This is a genomic window from Variovorax humicola (assembly GCF_037889915.1).
Taxonomy (GTDB): domain Bacteria; phylum Pseudomonadota; class Gammaproteobacteria; order Burkholderiales; family Burkholderiaceae_C; genus Variovorax; species Variovorax humicola.
Window position 1 is genome coordinate 423,941 of the sequence record NZ_JBBKZV010000002.1, and the last position, 18,308, is coordinate 442,248.

Genomic DNA, 18,308 nt, shown 5'->3' on the forward strand with positions numbered 1-18,308 from the left:
CCCGGATTCAAGGGGGGTCAATCAACGATCATGCAGAGTCAATTGAGGCGCCAAGCCTGAGACGCCGGTGCTTCAGAACGACCACAAGCCGCCGATCGAGATGCGACTGCGAATGACTGATTGCTTTCTTGGCCGCAGGCGAGTAGTGCCCGCAAAAGGTCTCTTACCAAGTGAGCATAGTCATCGTCGATTGCGATGTTGCTTCCGCGGGCACCATCGTAGACTCGCGACCCAAGGTGGAGACAACATGGCAATCAACTTCAAACTCGCAATCGCGGTCGTTTGCCTCGCGGCCCTGCTTGGGTGTTCGACCAGCAACCTGCAGGTCGCCGAAGTCGGCAGTTATCACGTGGGTGGACGCGCCGTGACGCTGTCGGGCTTGCCGGAAAAAGAGCTGCTCTTCACCCCAGGTGCGCCACCGCTCAAGCTCAATCCCAATGGCGATTTCGAGGTGGAAGCGCTCTACACGCGCTATACGCTGCTCGCGAATCCCAAGAGCAGGTATCCGCTGTTGCTGTGGCATGGTGGTGGCCTTTCCGGAGTGACTTGGGAGACCAAGCCGGACGGTGCACCTGGTTGGGAGAACTACTTTCTTCGGGCAGGCTATAGCGTCTACGTGAGCGACGCCGTCGAACGCGGCCGGGCATCCTGGGCGCGCTACCCCGAGATATTCAAGAGCGAGCCCTTCTTCCGTCCGAAGAAGGAAGCCTGGGAGTTGTTCCGCATCGGCGACACCGATTCGTACAACACCGCCCCGGCACAGCGCACGGCCTTGCCGGGCACGCAGTTCCCGGTCGCCGCCTTCGACCAGTTCGCCAAGCAGTCGATCCCGCGCTGGGGCACCAACGATCCGGCCACGCAGGCGGCCTACGACGCCTACGTCGACAAGGTCTGCCCGTGCGTAATCGTGGTGCACAGCCAGGGCGGCAACTTCGCTTTCAACTCGGCGTCGAAGTACCCGGACAAGGTCCGGGCGCTGGTGGCGGTGGAGACATCGGGCTCGCCCAACCCGGACACCTTCGACTTCGCGCGCGTCAAGGGCGTGCCGATGCTCTGGGTGTGGGGCGACAACCTCGGCAAGTTCCCGTTCTGGGGACGCATCGCGGCCCAGCAGGAGAAGTTCCGCGGCAACCTGATCGCGGCCGGCGGCATCGGCGACCGCATCGTGCTGCCCGACGTGGGCATCAAGGGCAACACGCACATGCTGATGATGGACCGCAACTCGGACCAGGTCGCTGGCCTGATCGATCAGTGGCTCGCCAAGCAGGGCCTCAAGAAATAGGAGACTCTGATGAATACACACAAGAGAACATTCCTGCTCGCCGCTCTCGCGGCGCCCTTCGCCACTCCCATGGCCGCGTTCGCGCAGCAAACGTATCCGACGAAGCCGGTGCGCATGATTGTTCCGTTTCCACCGGGCGGCGGCACCGACATCCTGGCCCGACTGGTGGCCAGCAAGCTGGGCGAATCCGCCAAGTGGACGATCGTCGCCGACAACCGCGCAGGCGCGGGCGGCACCATCGGGATCGCGGAGGCGGCAAAGTCCGCGCCCACCGGCTACGACATGGTGATGGGGCAGAAGGACAACATGGTCGTGGCGCCCTGGCTGTACAAGCACCTGAGCTACGACCCTACGCGGGACTTGGTCGCAGTCGCCAGCGTGGCCTACACGCCGGTCATCATCGCGACCGGCGCCAATTCGCGTTTCAAGACGCTGGCGGACGTGGTGAGTGCGGCGCGCGCGGCGCCCAATGGCGTCACCTATGGCTCGCCCGGCAATGGCACAACGATCCATCTAGCGGGCGACCTCTTCGGCAAGGCGGCCAAGGTCGAACTTCGCCACGTGCCTTACAAGGGTTCGGGGCCCGCGTTGATGGACGTCTTGGCAGGCAACGTCGATCTCCTGATGTCGTCCGTGCCTTCAGCTATGAATCAGATCAAGGCGGGCAAACTGCGGCCGCTCGCAGTGACATCGGCGGTGCGCAGCAGTTCGCTGCCCGACGTGCCCACGGTGGCGGAACTCGGCTACAAGGGCTTCGACGTAAGCACCTGGTACGGCATCTTCATGCCGGCGCGGACGCCGGCGGAGGTGGTCGAAACAGTAAATCGGAAGATCAACGAACTGCTGGCGACACCAGAAATGAAGGCAGCCATCCAAGCGCAGGGTGCGGAGCCGCTGCCGATGACGCCGCAGCAGTTTTCGACCGTGTTTCAAGACGACTATCGGAAGTGGGAGGCCATCGTGAAAGCCTCCGGCGCTACGATTGAATAGTGCAAGTTGCAAGTGCCTGGCACCCATGGTTTTTCGCCAAGGGACGGCGACCGCTTCCAAGTGAACATGGTGATCGACCAACGAATCGTGATGACAGCATCGGGCTCATTTGATTCATCCGCCCGCTTGCTTCCGGATGATGCCCCGGCGCTAGCCAGACCTTCTGCGAAATCAGATAGCCCCCGGCGAGGGCAATAGCTCCAGCGACCCAGGCAGACAAGGTGGCCACCACCACGCCAAGCAAGATGCTTGCAGTGCTCAATTCGCAGCTCCTTCGGTCAGTTGCTCACGGACCTCGGCACGGATGGCCTTCGGTGCCGCCTTGGCAATGCGGGTCGCCTTGTCGGCGAGCATCGCCATCACGCGGCGCCGAACAGCTGCCATGTCGATGGTGAGGGGTGAGTGGGGGTTTTTGCGGTTCCACTCGCGCACTTGATCGCACACCGCTTGCTGCGCCACTGCGTCCTTCTCATACACGGCCTCGGCTATGTCACCCGCGAAGTCCTGCTTGGCCAGCACCGCCGCGCACCTGGTCGATACGGATGCGATCGGTGAAATACTTGAGTCGCTGTTCCTGGCCGTCGAGAACCTGGTCACCGATCAACGGCTCCGTGTTCATCGGCATGAGCAGCGACGGTCACTTCGTCGCCGGCACCGGACTCGAGGTCGTCGATGCGCTGGATGGGCAGGGCGCGCGTCCTCGCCCTCGCCGACGAACTTCTTTGGACCAGTACGACGCCTTGGTTGATGGCCACAGCCATCAAGGACGCCCACTCTTTACGGCTTGGACATCGCCCACGCCTATGAGGGTACGCATAACACGCTCCTATGCCGACTCTGCGGCGAGGTAGCGCGTCTTGCGCATGAAACCGGGACAGCCCCCGGAGGCTGGACCTGCTCCAGACTCAATGCGTCTGCAGATCCGACACGAAGAAATCTATATCAGGTTTTGGGAAATACAACAGCCCTCGCCTTCCCGGCGCGCGCACGTGCGCTGCGGCAACATGAATGCTGATGCCTGAAAGGGCCAAGACCCGCAGTGAAAAATGTTTATGGCAGTAGGACTTCCAGCATGAGCAATCCGTCGGCCGTCTGAAAAGTGTCGGCGCCCGTCCGGATGACGCTGCGGCCTACCTCGAGACGGTACTCAATGACCTCCGTTGTCGGCTGATGTTCCCCTGGGGTAGGGGTCGTCTCCACCTCCACGTATCGCAAAACGACATGTCGCTTTCCGACCTGGTCCGTCACGGGGATGCGTTCAGCCGGTACCTTTCGTATCATCGCGAAGTCCATTTATGCTGCAGTGCAGCAATTTTCGCGCTAACCCCCTTGTCTGCGCCAGTAACACCCCCACGCCTGACACGGTGTCTTGCCCGCGTCACTCGGCTGACACACTTTTGTCACAAAACCGCCAGCTGAGGGATATTCGTCGTTGACAGGTTTCGCCACCCGTCGCTTGCCGCGCAATCCGATAAAGCAACTACCCGTTAGTAACAGATGTAATCTCGCGGGTTGACCGGGGGCTGACGGGTGGCGGTGGCGCACGTTCTGCTAGTTGGCCATCACGGCGGGACATGCGCCCGCTTACCCATCCTTGGAGAGACCCGCATGAACGCAATTAAGAAAGCCCGCGAAATCATCATGGCCGATCCGACCAGTGACACGGCCCGCACGCTGTCTAGCCTGGTAGTCGCGCTGGAGACTGAATCGGTCTTTCCACTTGCCAAACTCTACGAGTTGGATCTCAAGGACTTCGCCGTCGCGATTGAGATCCTCGACGAGTGGCGGCTCGACCGCTATTACGCGCGCAAGGGAAAGCTTTTGGATGTGTCGTATCTGGTGAACAACCAATCGGCACCCTGATTCCGTCAAAAGGCACGACGCGCACCCGCGGCCGCAGCGATGCATATGTGGCGGCCAAAGGATGGTTCGGCGTCCCATCTCCTGTGGTCAGCCGAGGCTTGTCGCCAAAACGATTCATCCAGCGGCGGTCGGTGCGCTGACAAGTGCAGGGAGGGATGCCGGTGCCACAGGCCAACCCTAGGGCTGGGACGAACTGGCGCGCGCCGGAGCGCTGCGGGCAGACTTCGTCATCACCCTGGACGAGCCCACATTGGCGTTCGAGCCGATGTGGCCCCGATCAACCGTATACGGCGTTGTGGGCCTTTGCCGACGCCGCTGCCCTTGACGACCGGGAGCAGACGGCGCACCCGGATCAGCCGGTCACTTGGCCCTGATCGCGCGCAAAATTGCCGCACGCGCGCACTGGGCGGCCACTCGCTAGCCGCGCCATCATCAGTAACCACAGTGCACAAAGAGGCCGCCATGACAGATTCAGAACTGACGTCGGATGTCCGCGCGTTCTTTGATAAGTACAAAGATGCCTTCGACTCAATAGACGGTCAGCGGATCGCTGCGCTGTACCACATCCCGACCGTGACGATGCGGGGCGATGGCTCGATTCACACTCTTCAATCCCGTCAGGAGCTTGCGCGTTTCTTCCAGGGCGTGGCCGACAACTATCAGAAGGACGGCTACGCTGGCGGGCGGTTTGACGAGCTTCAGGTCAGCCCGATCGGCGGGCGCAGTGCCCTGGCGACGATGGATTGGGAGATGTTGCGACGCGACGCCAGTCTCATCCGCAAGTGGCGCCAGTCCTACAACCTTGTCCGTGATGGTTCCAGCTGGCAAATTCTGGTTTCTACGTTCCATGTGCCTCGCGCAGGCACCACATAGTCGCAACGTCTGGCAGCCGAGCTGTCGTGCGCCGGCGGCGGACAGGGATTCAGGCCCGGTGCCTCACAGCCTCGGGTCGAGCGCAAGGAACAAGGCGGCGGCCGCCACTGATGCGCGCGACCAATGCGCTTGAGCCTTCGTAGCGACTCGAGGCTTGTCGACGACCACATCCTCGTGCAGCGTGAGCCGCAGGCGGGCGGTCTTCGGCGAGTTGCCGTCCAACCCGAGCACGATGCGCCCGTTGTCGAACGACAGGCGCTCACCGATGCGGAGGTTGCGGATCAAGGTCGACAGGTTGGTGGTTCCGAGTTCGCCGAGTTCATCGAAGACAACTTCGCGGACCTTCAAGGCGAGGAAGCGCGGATCACCTTGAGCGACGCATCGAGGAAAAACCCCGCGCGCCCGCCCATCACGACCGCACCGAGGCCAGCGCCCTGCGCTGGGCGATCGGCTAACTGGAATCCAAGAAAGGGCAGTCAGAGTGACCTACCCACCCCTTAGCACCCCCCGCACCTGTCCACCAGCTTGGGTCGTCGAGTTCAGGATGCGTGAGCCGTGAACTTTTCAAGCTCCGCGCGCAGCGCGGCGATGGTTGCCTCGAAATGCCAGCGACGCTTCCATTCTTCAGGATCAGGGTATGGCCCACGCCCAGCTGCAAAAAGGGCAATTTTTTCTCTGAGCGCACGCTCCGAGGTGCCGAGTTCTCGCATCGCGACATGGAGTCGATCGAGGAGATCGGTCTTCGTATCAGCTTCCATATGGGTATTCCGAGCTTCAGGGTTCTGAAGCCTGACGCCACTATCCAAATCTATTTGGAGCCTGATCCCTCAACTTCACGTAGGCAACAGCCTGCAAGCGCCGCTGCTGCCCTGGAGGTCGGCATGACCACCTATATCTTCACTCTGCTTGGCGAGGCATACAACCGCCTAGCCGACGCCGCGCACGCACTCAAGGCCAAGATCGACACCGGCAACGCGAAGCCGCAGAACCCCATGTTCGCCACCAGCCGAGGTCGGCGGTGCTCATTCAAGGATCGGCACGTGAGTCGCAAGGGACCGCTTTCAGCGCAACAATCGACAGATCAAAACACCGACTGCTGCGCCGATCAACTCCGCCACCACGAAGCCAGTCGCGCTGCCGGGGGCGATCCCGGCAAAGCTGTCGCTGAACATGCGACCGAACACCGCCGCCGGGTTGGCGAACGAGGTGCTGGCCGTGAACCAGTAGGCAGCGCCGATGTAGCAGGCCACCCACTGCGCAGCCTTGCCTGCTGGCGCGCGCAGGATCACCAGCACCAACCCCGAAGTGGCCACCAATTCAGCTAGCCATTGCCCCGAGCCGCTGCGCATCCTGGTACTCCACTGGAGCACGCTCATATCGAACATGGCGTTGGCCAGCCAGGCACCCAGCATCGCGCCTGTCAACTGGGCCGCTACGTAAACGCCCAAGCTCGCCGCCGGCAGTTCGCGGCGCAGCGCCATGACGACGCTGACCGCAGGATTGAAGTGCGCGCCACTGAGGGGACCGAACACCTCGATCAGCACGTACAGCGCGAACACGGTAGCGAGAGTGTTGGCCAACAGTGCGATGGCCACGTTACCCCCTGCCAGCCGCTCGGCCATGATGCCCGAGCCCACGACCGTGCATAGCAAGGCGGCCGTGCCAAGCAGCTCGGCCAGCGCATTGCGCCAGGGGATCATGACTTGCCGGCCAGTTCTCGTGCCTGCGTCTGGAGCACCAACTTGTCCACCCCGGCCAGCGGCAGGTTCACCAGCAGTTCCAGCCGGCGCCGGATGGCATGCAGCGTCTGGCGAAAGGCTTCCAGCTTCTGCTCCGGCGAACCCTGAGCGTCCGAGGGGTCGGGATAGCCCCAGTGCGCCGTGGCCGGTTGCCCGGGCCAGTACGGACAAGCCTCGCCGGCGGCGTTGTCGCACACGGTGATGACGAGATCCAAGGGCGGTGCGTCAGGTTTGCCAAATTCGTCCCAGCTCTTGCTGCGCAATCCTTCGGTCGCGATGCCTGCATTGCTCAGCACTTCCAGCGCCATCGGATTGGGCTGCTGATTCGCGCGCGGACTGCTGCCGGCCGAGAAGGCGTGAAAGCGCCCGCCGCCCATGTGGTTCAGGGTGGCTTCGGCCAAGATGCTGCGCGCCGAGTTGTGGGTGCACAGAAACAGCACATTGATCAGTTTGGTCTCGCTCATGTCGGCTCAGCAGCAGTTGGCTTTGTTCTCGATGGTCGCGTTCACTGCCTCGCCCGACGCACCCGGGGCGTGCAGCACGCTGCTTGGTCAGGCGCCGGCGGGGCTTCACGGAAGGTGGGGATGCTGTCCAGCGTCTGGAATTGCTCCCAGGCGATTCCCTGCGGGTCGGTGATCCAGTGTTTCTCGCTGCGCGCATAGCAGCAGGTGGTAGCGCCCTCGTCCAGCAGAGCGCGATCCGCGGCAGCGGCGCGGCCCTTCAACTCGGCAAGCTCTTCTGCGTTCTGCGCCTGGATGCCCAGGTGGTCGATACCCGGCGCGCCACCGGTGGACAGCGCGAAGTTCACGGGCGGGTCGGCCAGCATCCACTTTGCGTAGTCGGCTTCGACCCGCGTCGGCTCGGCCGCGAACAGCCTGGAATAGAAGGCGATACTTGCTGGCAAGTCCTGCACCTTCAGGTGCACATGGAATCGTTTCATGGGGTTTTCCTTCAGCACGAACAGGCGGTCGGCGCGTCCACGGCACATGCTGCGCCTTGGCAGCAGTTCTCGGTCAGATAGCCCAGCAGCGCATTCATGCGCTCGAACGAGGCCCGATAGATGAGCTTGCGGCCTTGGCGCTCCTGGCTCACCAGGCCTGCATTCATCAGTTCCTTGAGGTGGAAGGACAGCGTTGCGGGCGGAATGCCGGATCCCTCAGCCATCACGCCCGGTGTCATGCCCTGGCGGCCGGCGATCACCAATGCACGAAATACGCGCAGGCGGGCACCTTGAGCCAAGGCAGCAAGTGATCGGACAGCATCGTTTTCTTCCATATTTCCATCATACTGGAACTATGGATATTTAGGAGCGAGTCGGCAGATCCCGATGAATGAGATGACGGCTTTTGGACGCTGCAGATCATCGCCGTAAATCTCGCCAGGCGTTCCGAGGCGGTACGCCTGCACCAGATTTGCTGCGCCTTGACGCGCGCCTGCGCTGCTTCAGTGTGGGCGTCGTGGCTGCGTCAGGTTCCGTCAACGTTGTACTTGCCCCCGCATCGCAGGCCTGGCCTCCTTGCCGATCGACCCATCGGCCCGTCCGGCAAAGTAGCGATAGATGCCTTCGATGTTCGCGTCGACAAGCGGGTTGCCGCGGTAGGCCGGCATGCCCCGAACGGCATTGCCGTCGAGCACCGCGCGAACGAAGGGCTCACGGCCCTGCGTGCGGACGTAGTCGACGATGGATGGCGCTGCCAGGCCCTCGTAGTCTTTGCCATGGCAGCGCTCGCAGTTGACGGTGCGCAGGACTTGCCACGCGCTCGCGACGGCTGGATCGTCGATCGAAATGCGAAGTCCCTCCGTCGTCGTCTGGTTGTCCGGCGCGCCGAGTTCGCCGGACAGTACAAGGAAGAGCGGCGCGGCATAGCGGGCCAGTCGGCCAGCACTCAAGAGCTTGTTGAAGCACGCTGCGAACCACATCGCTCGCTCCCCGTGCCAATCCTTCGTTGGTACCCATTGCAGCTAAGGGCCGGCGTTTGCGATCTGCCCGACAAACTTCCACCCTTCGTCGAAGGCATACATGAAAGTGAAGCCGGTGGGACCGTCGATAAACACCGTCAATGGCCGCGCCAGTACCGGTTGCGGTTCGGACGGAAGCGTGGGTGGCTTCAGCGCCGTCTTCATGGACTGGGCACCACCACCCTGCCCTTCTTGCGCAACGGCGTCCCAGCCTGCACGCAGACGCCAACCGGCGTCCGCCGAATAGACGAGTGTCGAGTGTTCGCCCTTGGGGCCACTGAGCAGCAGCGTCAGCGGCGCGCCCTGGGCCTGCGCCTGCGGCGGTGTGAAAGCGGACTGGCCAAAGGCCGCGGATGCTGCGCCAGCCAGCGCAAGGACGGCGGCCGCGGCAACGGGCATATGCCATGACGAACGGGAAGAATGGAACAGCTTCATCATCAACTCCTCGGATCCGACTGTTGCAAGCGTCCGATCCATGTCGATTGCGTGCGTGTCAACTACAGGGCGCCATCGGCTTGTTCGAACTGGACAAATCGTAGGCACCGAGGCATTTTTTCGATGTGCTGTCGCGCACACGAAAAATGTGCGGTGCAGTTTTCATCCACTGGATGAGGGAGGCCCGGCAACCGAACGATAATCGACAGCTTTGCGGCGCATGCCATTCCCGCATCACTGCCCGTAGCTCAGTTGGATAGAGCACCTGCCTTCTAAGCAGGTTGTCGGGGGTTCGATCCCCTCCGGGCAGGCCATAGGTGCATACCGTACGACACGGCGTTCAGTGCGCGGTGGCACCACGAGGTTGGACGCTTGAAGATCCCAAAGTGCGGACGTAGCACTGCAAGTCTGCCCCGTAGCAGCTGCACGAAACCGCCTCCAGCGCCGGCCTGTCGAGAATCGTCATCTCGCCGCGCTTGTACGAGATGAGCCCCTCGCGTTGCAGCAGCGTCGCTGCTTCCGAGATTCCGCTTCGGCGCGCGCCCAGCATGTAGGCCAGGAATTCCTGTGTGACGCGAAACGTATCGGACTGCGCCCTGTCGTGACTCATCAGAAGCCACCTCGCGAGGCGGGGCCCGACCTGGTGAAAGCGCACGCACGAGGCCGAGGTCGTGAGCTGCGAATTGATGACATGGACATAGCGGTCCATCGTCTTCTTGAGCGCCTTGCAGCTGTCGAGTTCTAAACGGAATGCATGGATCGGGATCCGCAACGCCGACCCTGCGCCCTGGACGAGTGCCCGGACCGGCGCTTCCACGACTCCCAGGACGACCTGCGTTCCGACCATGCCCTCGGTGCCCACCATGCCAACCTCCAGGCTCGGGTTGCCCTCGGTCGTCGCCACGAGCGACACGAACCCGCTGGTCGGGAAGTAGACATACCCGGGAGTTTCCCCGGCGTCGACCAGCACGGCGGACAGGTCCAGCGGCACAGCCGTCGCCAGCAACAGCAATCGCTTTCTGTCGCGCGCCGGCAGAACGGCAAGAAGGTGGTTTCCGATGGTGCCCAAGCCGTCGCTCCCGGAGTTGATCCTCCATGGGCGGAGGCGCACTCGAGGCGATGCGTTGGCTGGTGCCGTTGGATGGAGACCCAGTATGCGCTATTCGCCGACGCCCAGCCTTGGCAGCAGACGCTCGTACTCTTTCTTGACGACCCGGTAGCACTCGCAGGTGCGCTTTTCCAGGCCAGGACGATCCAGCACGGAAATCCGGCCTCGCGAGTAGCGAATCAGGCCCGCTTTCTGCAGTTGCGATGCCGCCTCCGTCACGCCGGTGCGACGCACGCCCAGCATGCTGGCAATCAGCTCCTGCGTCATCACCAACTCGTCGCCCTCGAGGCGATCGAGGCTCAAGAGCAGCCAGCGGCAAAGCTGCTGATCCAGCGAATGATGGCGGTTGCAGACCGCCGTCTGGGACATCTGGGCGATCAGGGCCTGGGTGTAGCAAAGCAGCAGGCGCAACACCGGTCCGGCGCGACTGAACTCGGCATTCAACGCCTGCGCGGCAAGCCTGTATCCCTTGCCCGCGCTCTGCACGACTGCGCGATTGGGCGTCGAGTTTCCGCCCATGAAAAGCGAGACGCCAACCAGTCCCTCCCTGCCGACCACCGCAATCTCGGCCGACGCACCGTTCTCCAGGACATACAACAGCGAGACGATCGCCGTCGTCGGGAAGTAGACGTGCCGCAATCTCGAATCGGATTCGAACACGACATGCCCGAGCGGCAGGTCGACGGGTTCCAGGTCGGGTAGCCAACGCTCGAGTTCGGCATCGGGCAAGGCCGAGAGCAGGTAGTTCTCTCTCACATCGAACGCTGTCGCCATCTTCCGTTCACCCCGCCAAACGCGCGACGCCTCAAGACATCGACGCCATCAGGGCCAAAGTATAAATAGCGCCGCCGGCCAGTATGTCCGCTACCGAACATAGTTACATTGCGGTCGATGTCTTCCACACGGCCTCGGCGGGGGGACATTGCCGTTCGAGATTTGCGCGGCTCTTGCCCCTGGAGCCGTGCGCATCGATTGCGTTCCGGCCAAAAAACGCGCCCTGTGTCCGGTAGCGGACGTCACTGGGGGCGCTGCTGCGCTAAGGTGGTCGGACCGGGCGCATGCGCGGCAATTCCTGGAGCAGCAAATGAGTGCAAGGAATCCATGGCATCCCGATCAGCCATTGCACCGCGACAGCGCCGCGTCCCAACCCTCGCTGCCACTGCAGCCTCCGGGCGATTCGGCTCATGAGGCGGGGATGTCGGATGCCTGGGAGCAGTGCGGCTTGGCCAGCCAGGAGCGGGCCGCCGTACGCAATATCTACCTGCTGTTCGGATCATCCCGATCCGGTGGGATGCGGGTCGACACATCGGCCGATTTTCAGTCGTCGCATTTCCATCCGCATTCGGACCGCGCATGGGGCGATGCCCCGCCACGGTCCACGGGCCGCTTGTGGATTCGCGCCGTGTGTGTGCTGATCGCGGCTGGCGTGGTCTTGGCAGGCTGGATCTGGCTGGTCCGACTTCTATTGGCCGCGTAGCTTCGATGTCCAGCGCCCCAGCCCTGCCTCACTTCCAGCCCGACCCGTTTGTGAAGGATGGCTGGCTCGGCACGCCCGAGTTTCCCGGCTACCGCGCGAACAATGTCGTCGCCAGGCTCGATGACGAGCCTCAGGTCGATCCCAAGCATTTGTACTTCCACCTGCTCCTGCTCGATGCCAGCGGTCAACTCCAGGACAACCACTCGGGCCCTTGCCTGGCACTCGCCCGGCAGCAGTCACTGCCCGAGCGAATTCGCTTCGTGCGCGTCGTCGCCGAACTGGTCCGTTTCGCCCCCTGCGAGGATCGCGGACTGTCGGCGATCGGTCAGGCACTGACGCTCGTTCGCGAGGCGGGAGTGGACCGCGGCTGTCTCGTCGTTGCTGCGCAAGTGCTCGACAATGTCTGCAGCGAAGAGGCCGTCGTCGCGAGCCTGGTCCAGCTCCTCAAGCTGTCCCTGGGTGAAGAGGACGCGCGACGGGTGATATCCGGCGTCGCAGGAAGCCTGGCGCGCCGGTCGGACATCGATGCGACCCTTGCCGCAGGCGTTGAATGGACGACCGCCGAGGGGTGCAGCAGCGCCGATCTCTCGCGCGAAAGCAATCTCCACGCGCAGATGTTCCACATCGTGCGCACCGTGGGCAAGTCGCATGCGCGCCGCTATCTGCGGGAACTCGTTGGCAGTGACCTGGTGCCGTTGCCCAAGATGCTCGGCGTGTGAGTCCGATGGTTGCCGTGTGCAGTTGCGAACAGCCGCGACAGCGCCGGATGATCTTCGAGATCCCAGCAATCTCATGCTGGCCGGGATCGGCTTCGGCTGTTCAAAGCAGTTGCGCGATCGTCACCCCGGCATCCGACCCAAGATTTCCGCCAACGTCAGCTCGTCATGGAGCGTGCGCGTGAGCGCGCGCTGACAGGCGGGCCGTTGAGCGTGAGGGTGGCGACGAAGTCGTTCAGTTCGTAGTTGAGTGGGGTCAGGTCGTTCATGGTCTCCGTTCCTTCGCCTGCGCCTCACAGCGCCACCTGCTTGCGCAGGAAGGCCAGTTGCGTGCGCACGTTCTCCTCCAGGAAATCGCCGTAGTACGGCTGGAAGTGGTCCGACGCATGCAGCGTGAAGCGCGCATCGGCCATGCGCCCCGCCGCCTTGCGCGCAACCTGGGCCGAGACGATGCTGTCGTTGGCGCCCGCAATCACCAGGGTCGGCACACGCACCCCGCGCGCCTTGCGGATCGGGTTGTAGCGCGGAATCTTCAGCGCAACGCGCGCCAGCACCTTGTTCTCCCAAGGCCCGTCGACGATGGCCTGGAGCTGCTGCATGCCACCCCAGGCCTCGGGGCCGGTCAGCACGGCGAGGTCGCCGGGGCGGCCGACCACCGGCAGGTAGTGCGGCCGGCCGATCAGGCTGCCGGCCAGGTCGCGCAGTCCCGCGAGGGTGAGCCTGAGCACCTTGAGGAAGGGCATGTGCGCGACCGCGGCCAGCCCACTCATCAGCGGATGGCCGGCGATCACCGCGGCGATGCGGTGTCCGCGCGCCGCCATGCACACCACGTGGCCGCCGGAAAGCGAGGTGCCCCACAGCACCATGCGCTCCCCGTCCACCTGCGGCAGCGACTTCACATGCCGGATGGCCGCGTCCCAGTCCTCCAGATGGCGGAAGGGGTCGACCCAGTGGCGCGGCTGGCCTTCGCTGTCGCCGAAGCTGCGGTAGTCGAACAGATAGACGGCATAGCCGGCCTCGACGAAGCGTCGTGCATGCGGCATCAGCATGGCGCGCACGCCGGCAAAGCCGTGCGCCATCACGATCACCGGCGGGCACTCGCCCTGGCCGGGCAACAGCAGCGTGCCGGCACAGCGCAGGCCCTTGCTCTCGAAGGAGGAATCGATGTTTTTCATCGTCGCGACGCCCCGGTTCACGCGCCCACCGAGACCGGTGCGCGGTGCGGCGCTGCTGCAGCGGCCCGGGGGGCCTGCGCGCTGCCGAACTCCAGAGCCGCATCCTCCACCGGATCCTTCAGCAGCATCACATGGTCTTTCTCGGGGCTGTGCAGGATGCGCCACGGCAGCCCGCGGCCCTGGCGCGGCAGCTCGGACGCGCCGCGTTGCGCGTAGCCCGACTGCAGCGCCGCGACGATCGATTCGTCCTGCATCTGGCCCTGCGGCGCGCGGGCAGTGACGACAGCGATGCCCTTCTCGTCCATGTGATTGAGCAGGCGGCAGATGTAGGCCGCCGACATGTCCACCTTGAGCGTCCAGGAGGCATTGACGTAGCCGAAGATCCAGCCCATGTTGGGCACGTCCTGCAGCAGCACGCCCTTGTAGGTCATGCGCTGGTTCACCGGCACGGCCTTGCCGTCCACGCTGAGCTGCATGCCGCCGAAGGACTGGATCTGCAGGCCGGTGGCCGTCACGATGATGTCGGCCTGCAGTTCCTTGCCGGACTTCAGGCGGATGCCGCTCTCCGTGAAGGTGTCGATCTGGTCGGTGACGACCGAGGCCTTGCCGGCGCGGATGGCCTTGAACAGGTCGGCATCGGGCACCGCGCACAGGCGCTGGTCCCAGGGGTTGTACTTGGGCGAGAAGTGCGTCATGTCGAAGTCCTCGCCCAGCTGCTTGCGCACGCCGGCCAGCAGCAGCTGCCGCATCTTGCCGGGCCAGCGCTTGGAGGCCTTGTAGATCACGCGCGAGATCAGGAGGTTGCGCTTGCGCGCCATGCCGAAGACCCAGCGATCGGGCAGCACGCGCCGCAGCACTTCGGAGATCTTGTCGTAGGAGGGCAGCGAGAACACATAGCTCGGCGAGCGCTGCAGCATCGTGATGTGGGCGGTGTCCTTGGCCATGCTGGGCACCAGCGTCACCGCGGTGGCGCCGCTGCCGATCACCACCACGCGCTTGCCGCGGTAGTCGAGCTGTTCCGGCCAGAACTGGGGATGGATGGTCTGGCCCTGGAAGCGCTCGATGCCCGGGAAGCTCGGCAGGTAGCCGGCGTCGTGGTTGTAGTAGCCGGTGCAGCTCACCAGGTAGCTGCAGGTGAAGGTCACGGCCTCGCCCGTGGCCTCGTCGATGGCGCCCAGGGTCCAGCGCTTCTGCTCGCTGCACCAGGCCGCCTGCGTGGTCCGGATGCCGAAGCGGATCTTCCTGTCGACGCCGAACTCGCGCGCCGTGTCGCTGACGTACTGGCGGATCGAGGGCCCGTCGGCCAGCACCTTCAGTTCGTGCCAGGGGCGCAGCTTGTAGCCAAAGGTGAACATGTCCGAGTCGGAGCGGATGCCCGGGTAGCGGAACAGGTCCCAGGTGCCGCCGATGGCCTGGCGCCGCTCCAGGATGCCGACGCGCTTGCCGGGGCATTCCTTCTGCAGGTGGCAGGCCATGCCGATGCCGGACAGGCCGGCACCGATGATCAGGACGTCGTAGTGGTTTGTCTCCATGTCTTTCTTTCTCTCGCGTTGGGGTGGATGGGTTGTTGAGTCGATGGCAGGAGTATTCCGGGCATCCGCCTTCTGTTCTTGACATGACGAGACTTCTATTTGACATTCCGAGACATGACGGCCATGGTTCGGGCAAGCGGTCTGCGGGGCTACCTGGCGCTCATGCGCAGCCTGGGGCACGACCCGGTCGCGCTGCTTCGCCGCTGCCGCATCGCGCCGGAATCGCTGGCCGACGAGGACGCCCTGGTGTCGCTGCGCGCCGGCGTGCAGCTGCTGGAGGCCAGTGCCGCAGAGACCGGCTGTGCCGACTTCGGGCTGCGCCTCGCGCAGGCGCAAGACGCCAGCGTGCTCGGGCCGCTGGCCCTCGTGCTGCAGAACGCGCCCACGGTGCGCGAGGCCTGGGGCTATGTGTCGAGCCACATGTTCGTGCACAGCCCCGGGCTGGTGGTGGGCGTGCATGAGCGCAGCTCCCTGATCGATGGTGCCGCGGAGATGAGCTTCGAGCTGCACCTGGCGCGCTTGCCGGCACAGCGCCAAACCGTCGACCTGTGCCTGGGCGACATGCACCGCATCACGCGCCTGCTGGCCGGTCCAGGCTACCAATTGCGGGCGGTCTCGCTGCCGCATGCACCGCTGGCCCCGCTGGCGGCCTACAGGCGCTTCTTCGACGGCGCACCGGTCCATGCCGAGCAGCCGCGCGCCGCCCTGCACCTCGGGCCCGCGACGCTGGACGCGAGGCTGCAGGACACCAACCCGGCCTTGCGGCAGATCACCGAGGACTACCTGGCGCGGCACTTCCGCATGCCCGGAGAAAGCGTCTCGGCGCGCGTGCGCCTGGCCTTGCGCCGCACGCTGGGCACGCCGCGCGGCAGCAAGGCCGACGTGGCCGACCTGCTCGCGCTCCATCCGCGCACCCTGCAGCGCCACCTGGCCGCCGAGCGCACCAGCTTCGAGGCGCTGCGCGAGGAGACGCGCAGGAATGCGGCGCTGCATTACCTGCGCGAGACCCGCATCCCGATGGGGCAGCTGGCCGACCTGCTCGGCTTTTCCGAGCAATCGGCAATGACGCGCTCCTGCCGGCGCTGGTTCGGCATGCCGCCGACCGAGGTCCGGCGCGGCGCCGAAGCGTCGCCTGCGGCCAGCGCGCGCCACCCCGGCCCGCGATGACGACGCGCCTTGCCGCCCGACGCGGGCGGCACCCGGCACTGGCGCACGCCTTGGCCGGGCCTGATCTCAAGGGTATTCCCCCATTTGTCGGCAATTGACCAGCAGCTGTCAACCACGGACTTTGTTCGATCCGGCGAATTTTTCGATCATCCCTGCACGCCATCCGATGCGGATCACGCGTGCCACTTGACCACCTTTTCAGACCCCAACTCATACAGGAATCCCACCATGTTTCACCACCAGGTCGACACCTCCGTCATCGACGACGCCTCCACCCCCTGGGTGCCCTTCTCGCCCTACAGCAACGACGTGCTGATCAAGTACTTCAAGGCCGACCCCGTGCGCGGCGAGACCATCACGCTGCTCAAGGCCCCCGCCGGCGCACAGATGCCCAAGCACCACCACTCGGGCACCGTCATCGTCTACACCATCAAGGGCAGCTGGAAGTACATCGAGCACGACTGGGTCGCCGGCCCCGGCAGCATCGTGTTCGAGACCGCGGGCTCGGCCCACACCCCCACCTTCGTGGGCGACAGCGACGAGGTCATCACCCTCAACGTGGTGGTCGGCGACCTGCTCTACATGGACGACAACGACAACGTGCTCGCCATCGAGAACTGGAAGACCGCGGTGCAGCGCTACGAGGCCTTCTGCCAGGCCAACGACATCGCACCGCGCGACATCACCGCCTTCAACTGAGCCACCCGGCACGCAGGCGCCGCGCGGCGCCTGCTTCACCACCTTCACCGAGATTTCCATCATGAAAGCTGTCGTCTGCCAAGACGCTGAGCTCAGCATCGCCGAGCTCCCCGAGCCGCAGCCCGGCCCCGGCCAGGTTCTGCTCAAGGTGCTGCGCTGCGGCATCTGCGGCTCGGACCTGCACGTGCGCCATCACTGCAACCACATGGGCCAGCTGGCCGGGCGCATGGGCTACGCCAACTTCCCGCGCGCCGATCAGCCGATGGTGTTCGGCCACGAATTCTGCGGCGAGGTGATCGAGCACGGGCCGAAGACCAGCCGCAAGCTGCGCGCCGGCACCCGCGTGTGCGCCGTGCCCTTCCTGCGCCACGGCACCGCGGACTTCGAGCTGATCGGCTGGTCGACGCGCTATCCGGGCGCCTACGCGGAGCGCATCATCGTCGAGGAGTCGATGATGGTGCCGGTGCCCAACGGCCTCGATGCCGACCAGGCCGCGCTGACCGAACCGATGGCGGTGGCCCTGCACGCGGTGCAGCGTGCCGAGGCGAAGAAGAACGACGTGGCGATCGTCGTGGGCTGCGGCCCGGTCGGTCTGACCATCATCTGCATCCTCAAGGCACGCGGCGTCCGCACCATCATCGCGAGCGACTTCTCGCCCGGTCGGCGCGAGCTCGCCAGGCGATGCGGCGCGCACGTCGTGATCGATCCGGCCAAGGAGTCGCCGTACGAGAACTGGGAACAGTACGGCTTCGTCGGCACGCTGCCCGGCCTGCTCGAGCTGGCCATCGGCACGCGCGAGAAGCTCGGCAAGCTGCCGCTGCCCTGGTGGCAGGTCTGGCGCGTGGCCGAGAAGGCCGGCCTGAAGCCCAAGCGTCCGCTGGTCTTCGAATGCGTGGGCGTGCCTGGCGTGCTGCAGAACATCATCGAGGGCGCACCGCTGTTCTCGCGCGTGGTCGTGGCCGGCGTGTGCATGCAGCAGGACAAGATCGAGCCGGCATTGGCGATCAACAAGGAGATCGACCTGCGCTTCGTGCTGGGCTACTCGCCGCTGGAGTTCCGCGATGCCCTGCACATGATCGCCGAGGGCAAGGTCGATTGCTCGCCGCTGATCAGCGGCCTGGTCGGGCTCGAAGGCGTGAACCATGCCTTCACGGCGCTGGGCAATCCCGAGGAGCACGCGAAGATCCTGATCGACCCCGAGCGCATGGGCGCCGAGCTGGCATCGATGCCCCGCGGCGCGCCGCTGATGGCGGCCTGAGGACCAACGGGGCGCGCTGGCCGCCAATGCGCCGG

General features: G+C 64.6%; 23 protein-coding genes and 1 tRNA gene. 10 read left to right on the forward strand and 14 right to left on the reverse strand.

All coding sequences use genetic code 11. The features are described from left to right. The first annotated feature begins 247 nt into the window (after positions 1 to 247). Both WKW80_RS05880 and WKW80_RS05885 read left to right on the forward strand, forming a co-directional pair. Positions 248 to 1,282 carry an alpha/beta hydrolase gene (locus WKW80_RS05880; RefSeq protein WP_340362607.1) on the forward strand — a complete coding sequence of 345 codons (1,035 nt, stop codon included), beginning with the start codon at positions 248 to 250 and terminating at the stop codon, positions 1,280 to 1,282. 9 nt (positions 1,283 to 1,291) lie between these two features. Beyond that, the gene (locus WKW80_RS05885) at positions 1,292 to 2,272 is read left to right on the forward strand and encodes a Bug family tripartite tricarboxylate transporter substrate binding protein (RefSeq protein ID WP_422822852.1); all 981 of its coding nucleotides are present in this window, start codon (positions 1,292 to 1,294) and stop codon (positions 2,270 to 2,272) included. A gap of 258 nt (positions 2,273 to 2,530) precedes the next feature. Here the strand turns inward: WKW80_RS05885 and WKW80_RS05890 are convergent, their stop codons facing one another. Together WKW80_RS05890 and WKW80_RS05895 are read right to left on the reverse strand one after the other, a co-directional pair. Then, on the reverse strand, positions 2,531 to 2,791 hold the full coding sequence (locus WKW80_RS05890; RefSeq protein ID WP_340362608.1) for a hypothetical protein: 261 nt from the start codon (positions 2,789 to 2,791) through the stop codon (positions 2,531 to 2,533). After that, positions 2,763 to 2,897: a DUF4043 family protein gene (locus WKW80_RS05895; RefSeq protein WP_340362609.1), complete on the reverse strand. Its 135-nt coding sequence runs from the start codon at positions 2,895 to 2,897 to the stop codon at positions 2,763 to 2,765. Before WKW80_RS05895 ends, WKW80_RS05890 begins: the two co-directional genes overlap by 29 nt. Positions 2,898 to 3,880: 983 nt before the next feature. Between WKW80_RS05895 and WKW80_RS05900 the strand changes: the two genes are divergently transcribed. Together WKW80_RS05900 and WKW80_RS05905 are read left to right on the forward strand one after the other, a co-directional pair. Further along, positions 3,881 to 4,135 (forward strand): hypothetical protein, encoded by a 255-nt coding sequence (locus WKW80_RS05900; RefSeq protein WP_340362610.1) that lies wholly within the window; start codon positions 3,881 to 3,883, stop codon positions 4,133 to 4,135. 462 nt (positions 4,136 to 4,597) lie between these two features. Continuing rightward, positions 4,598 to 5,008, forward strand: a complete 411-nt coding sequence (locus WKW80_RS05905; protein ID WP_340362611.1) for a nuclear transport factor 2 family protein — start codon at positions 4,598 to 4,600, stop codon at positions 5,006 to 5,008. A gap of 63 nt (positions 5,009 to 5,071) precedes the next feature. Here WKW80_RS05905 and WKW80_RS05910 read toward each other — a convergent pair whose 3' ends face one another. The 8 genes from WKW80_RS05910 to WKW80_RS05945 form a co-directional block, all read right to left on the reverse strand. After that, the gene (locus tag WKW80_RS05910; protein ID WP_340362612.1) at positions 5,072 to 5,356 is read right to left on the reverse strand and encodes a hypothetical protein; all 285 of its coding nucleotides are present in this window, start codon (positions 5,354 to 5,356) and stop codon (positions 5,072 to 5,074) included. A gap of 191 nt (positions 5,357 to 5,547) precedes the next feature. Next, a complete protein-coding gene (locus WKW80_RS05915; RefSeq protein ID WP_340362613.1) occupies positions 5,548 to 5,766 on the reverse strand; it encodes a hypothetical protein in 219 nt (72 codons plus the stop codon). Positions 5,767 to 6,069: 303 nt separating this feature from the next. Beyond that, positions 6,070 to 6,708: an aquaporin gene (locus tag WKW80_RS05920; protein WP_340362614.1), complete on the reverse strand. Its 639-nt coding sequence runs from the start codon at positions 6,706 to 6,708 to the stop codon at positions 6,070 to 6,072. Next, positions 6,705 to 7,211: an arsenate reductase ArsC gene (locus WKW80_RS05925; protein ID WP_340362615.1), complete on the reverse strand. Its 507-nt coding sequence runs from the start codon at positions 7,209 to 7,211 to the stop codon at positions 6,705 to 6,707. The genes WKW80_RS05920 and WKW80_RS05925 overlap by 4 nt, the downstream gene beginning before the upstream one ends. A 41-nt stretch (positions 7,212 to 7,252) precedes the next feature. Further along, positions 7,253 to 7,687, reverse strand: coding sequence for an ArsI/CadI family heavy metal resistance metalloenzyme (locus tag WKW80_RS05930; RefSeq protein WP_340362616.1), 435 nt, complete (start codon positions 7,685 to 7,687; stop codon positions 7,253 to 7,255). Positions 7,688 to 7,698: 11 nt separating this feature from the next. Next, positions 7,699 to 8,022 (reverse strand): ArsR/SmtB family transcription factor, encoded by a 324-nt coding sequence (locus WKW80_RS05935; protein ID WP_340362617.1) that lies wholly within the window; start codon positions 8,020 to 8,022, stop codon positions 7,699 to 7,701. A gap of 201 nt (positions 8,023 to 8,223) precedes the next feature. Then, the gene (locus WKW80_RS05940; protein WP_340362618.1) at positions 8,224 to 8,667 is read right to left on the reverse strand and encodes a c-type cytochrome; all 444 of its coding nucleotides are present in this window, start codon (positions 8,665 to 8,667) and stop codon (positions 8,224 to 8,226) included. A gap of 42 nt (positions 8,668 to 8,709) precedes the next feature. Continuing rightward, positions 8,710 to 9,141, reverse strand: a complete 432-nt coding sequence (locus WKW80_RS05945) for a hypothetical protein (RefSeq protein ID WP_340362619.1) — start codon at positions 9,139 to 9,141, stop codon at positions 8,710 to 8,712. A 237-nt stretch (positions 9,142 to 9,378) separates the two neighbouring features. Between WKW80_RS05945 and WKW80_RS05950 the strand changes: the two genes are divergently transcribed. Continuing rightward, positions 9,379 to 9,455, forward strand: a tRNA-Arg gene (locus WKW80_RS05950). 26 nt (positions 9,456 to 9,481) lie between these two features. On the opposite strand, the gene WKW80_RS05955 is transcribed toward WKW80_RS05950, so the two are convergent. Next, positions 9,482 to 10,210: a Crp/Fnr family transcriptional regulator gene (locus WKW80_RS05955; RefSeq protein WP_340362620.1), complete on the reverse strand. Its 729-nt coding sequence runs from the start codon at positions 10,208 to 10,210 to the stop codon at positions 9,482 to 9,484. 90 nt (positions 10,211 to 10,300) lie between these two features. Further along, the gene (locus WKW80_RS05960; protein ID WP_340362621.1) at positions 10,301 to 11,023 is read right to left on the reverse strand and encodes a Crp/Fnr family transcriptional regulator; all 723 of its coding nucleotides are present in this window, start codon (positions 11,021 to 11,023) and stop codon (positions 10,301 to 10,303) included. Between the two features lie 448 nt (positions 11,024 to 11,471). On the opposite strand from WKW80_RS05960, the gene WKW80_RS05965 reads away from it, so the two are divergent. Continuing rightward, positions 11,472 to 11,726, forward strand: a complete 255-nt coding sequence (locus WKW80_RS05965; RefSeq protein ID WP_340362622.1) for a hypothetical protein — start codon at positions 11,472 to 11,474, stop codon at positions 11,724 to 11,726. A 50-nt stretch (positions 11,727 to 11,776) separates the two neighbouring features. Beyond that, a complete protein-coding gene (locus WKW80_RS05970) occupies positions 11,777 to 12,445 on the forward strand; it encodes a hypothetical protein (protein WP_340362623.1) in 669 nt (222 codons plus the stop codon). A gap of 290 nt (positions 12,446 to 12,735) precedes the next feature. On the opposite strand, the gene WKW80_RS05975 is transcribed toward WKW80_RS05970, so the two are convergent. Both WKW80_RS05975 and WKW80_RS05980 read right to left on the reverse strand, forming a co-directional pair. After that, the gene (locus WKW80_RS05975) at positions 12,736 to 13,617 is read right to left on the reverse strand and encodes an alpha/beta hydrolase (RefSeq protein WP_340362624.1); all 882 of its coding nucleotides are present in this window, start codon (positions 13,615 to 13,617) and stop codon (positions 12,736 to 12,738) included. A gap of 17 nt (positions 13,618 to 13,634) precedes the next feature. Beyond that, positions 13,635 to 15,149, reverse strand: a complete 1,515-nt coding sequence (locus WKW80_RS05980; RefSeq protein ID WP_340362625.1) for a flavin-containing monooxygenase — start codon at positions 15,147 to 15,149, stop codon at positions 13,635 to 13,637. A gap of 114 nt (positions 15,150 to 15,263) precedes the next feature. Here WKW80_RS05980 and WKW80_RS05985 point away from each other — a divergent pair, with 114 nt between their 5' ends. From WKW80_RS05985 to WKW80_RS05995, 3 genes are all read left to right on the forward strand, one after another. Then, a complete protein-coding gene (locus WKW80_RS05985) occupies positions 15,264 to 16,316 on the forward strand; it encodes an AraC family transcriptional regulator (RefSeq protein WP_340362626.1) in 1,053 nt (350 codons plus the stop codon). A 228-nt stretch (positions 16,317 to 16,544) separates the two neighbouring features. Further along, the gene (locus WKW80_RS05990; protein ID WP_340362627.1) at positions 16,545 to 17,015 is read left to right on the forward strand and encodes a 2,4'-dihydroxyacetophenone dioxygenase family protein; all 471 of its coding nucleotides are present in this window, start codon (positions 16,545 to 16,547) and stop codon (positions 17,013 to 17,015) included. Positions 17,016 to 17,076: 61 nt separating this feature from the next. Further along, the gene (locus WKW80_RS05995) at positions 17,077 to 18,273 is read left to right on the forward strand and encodes a zinc-binding dehydrogenase (RefSeq protein WP_340362628.1); all 1,197 of its coding nucleotides are present in this window, start codon (positions 17,077 to 17,079) and stop codon (positions 18,271 to 18,273) included. Positions 18,274 to 18,308 lie beyond the last annotated feature (35 nt).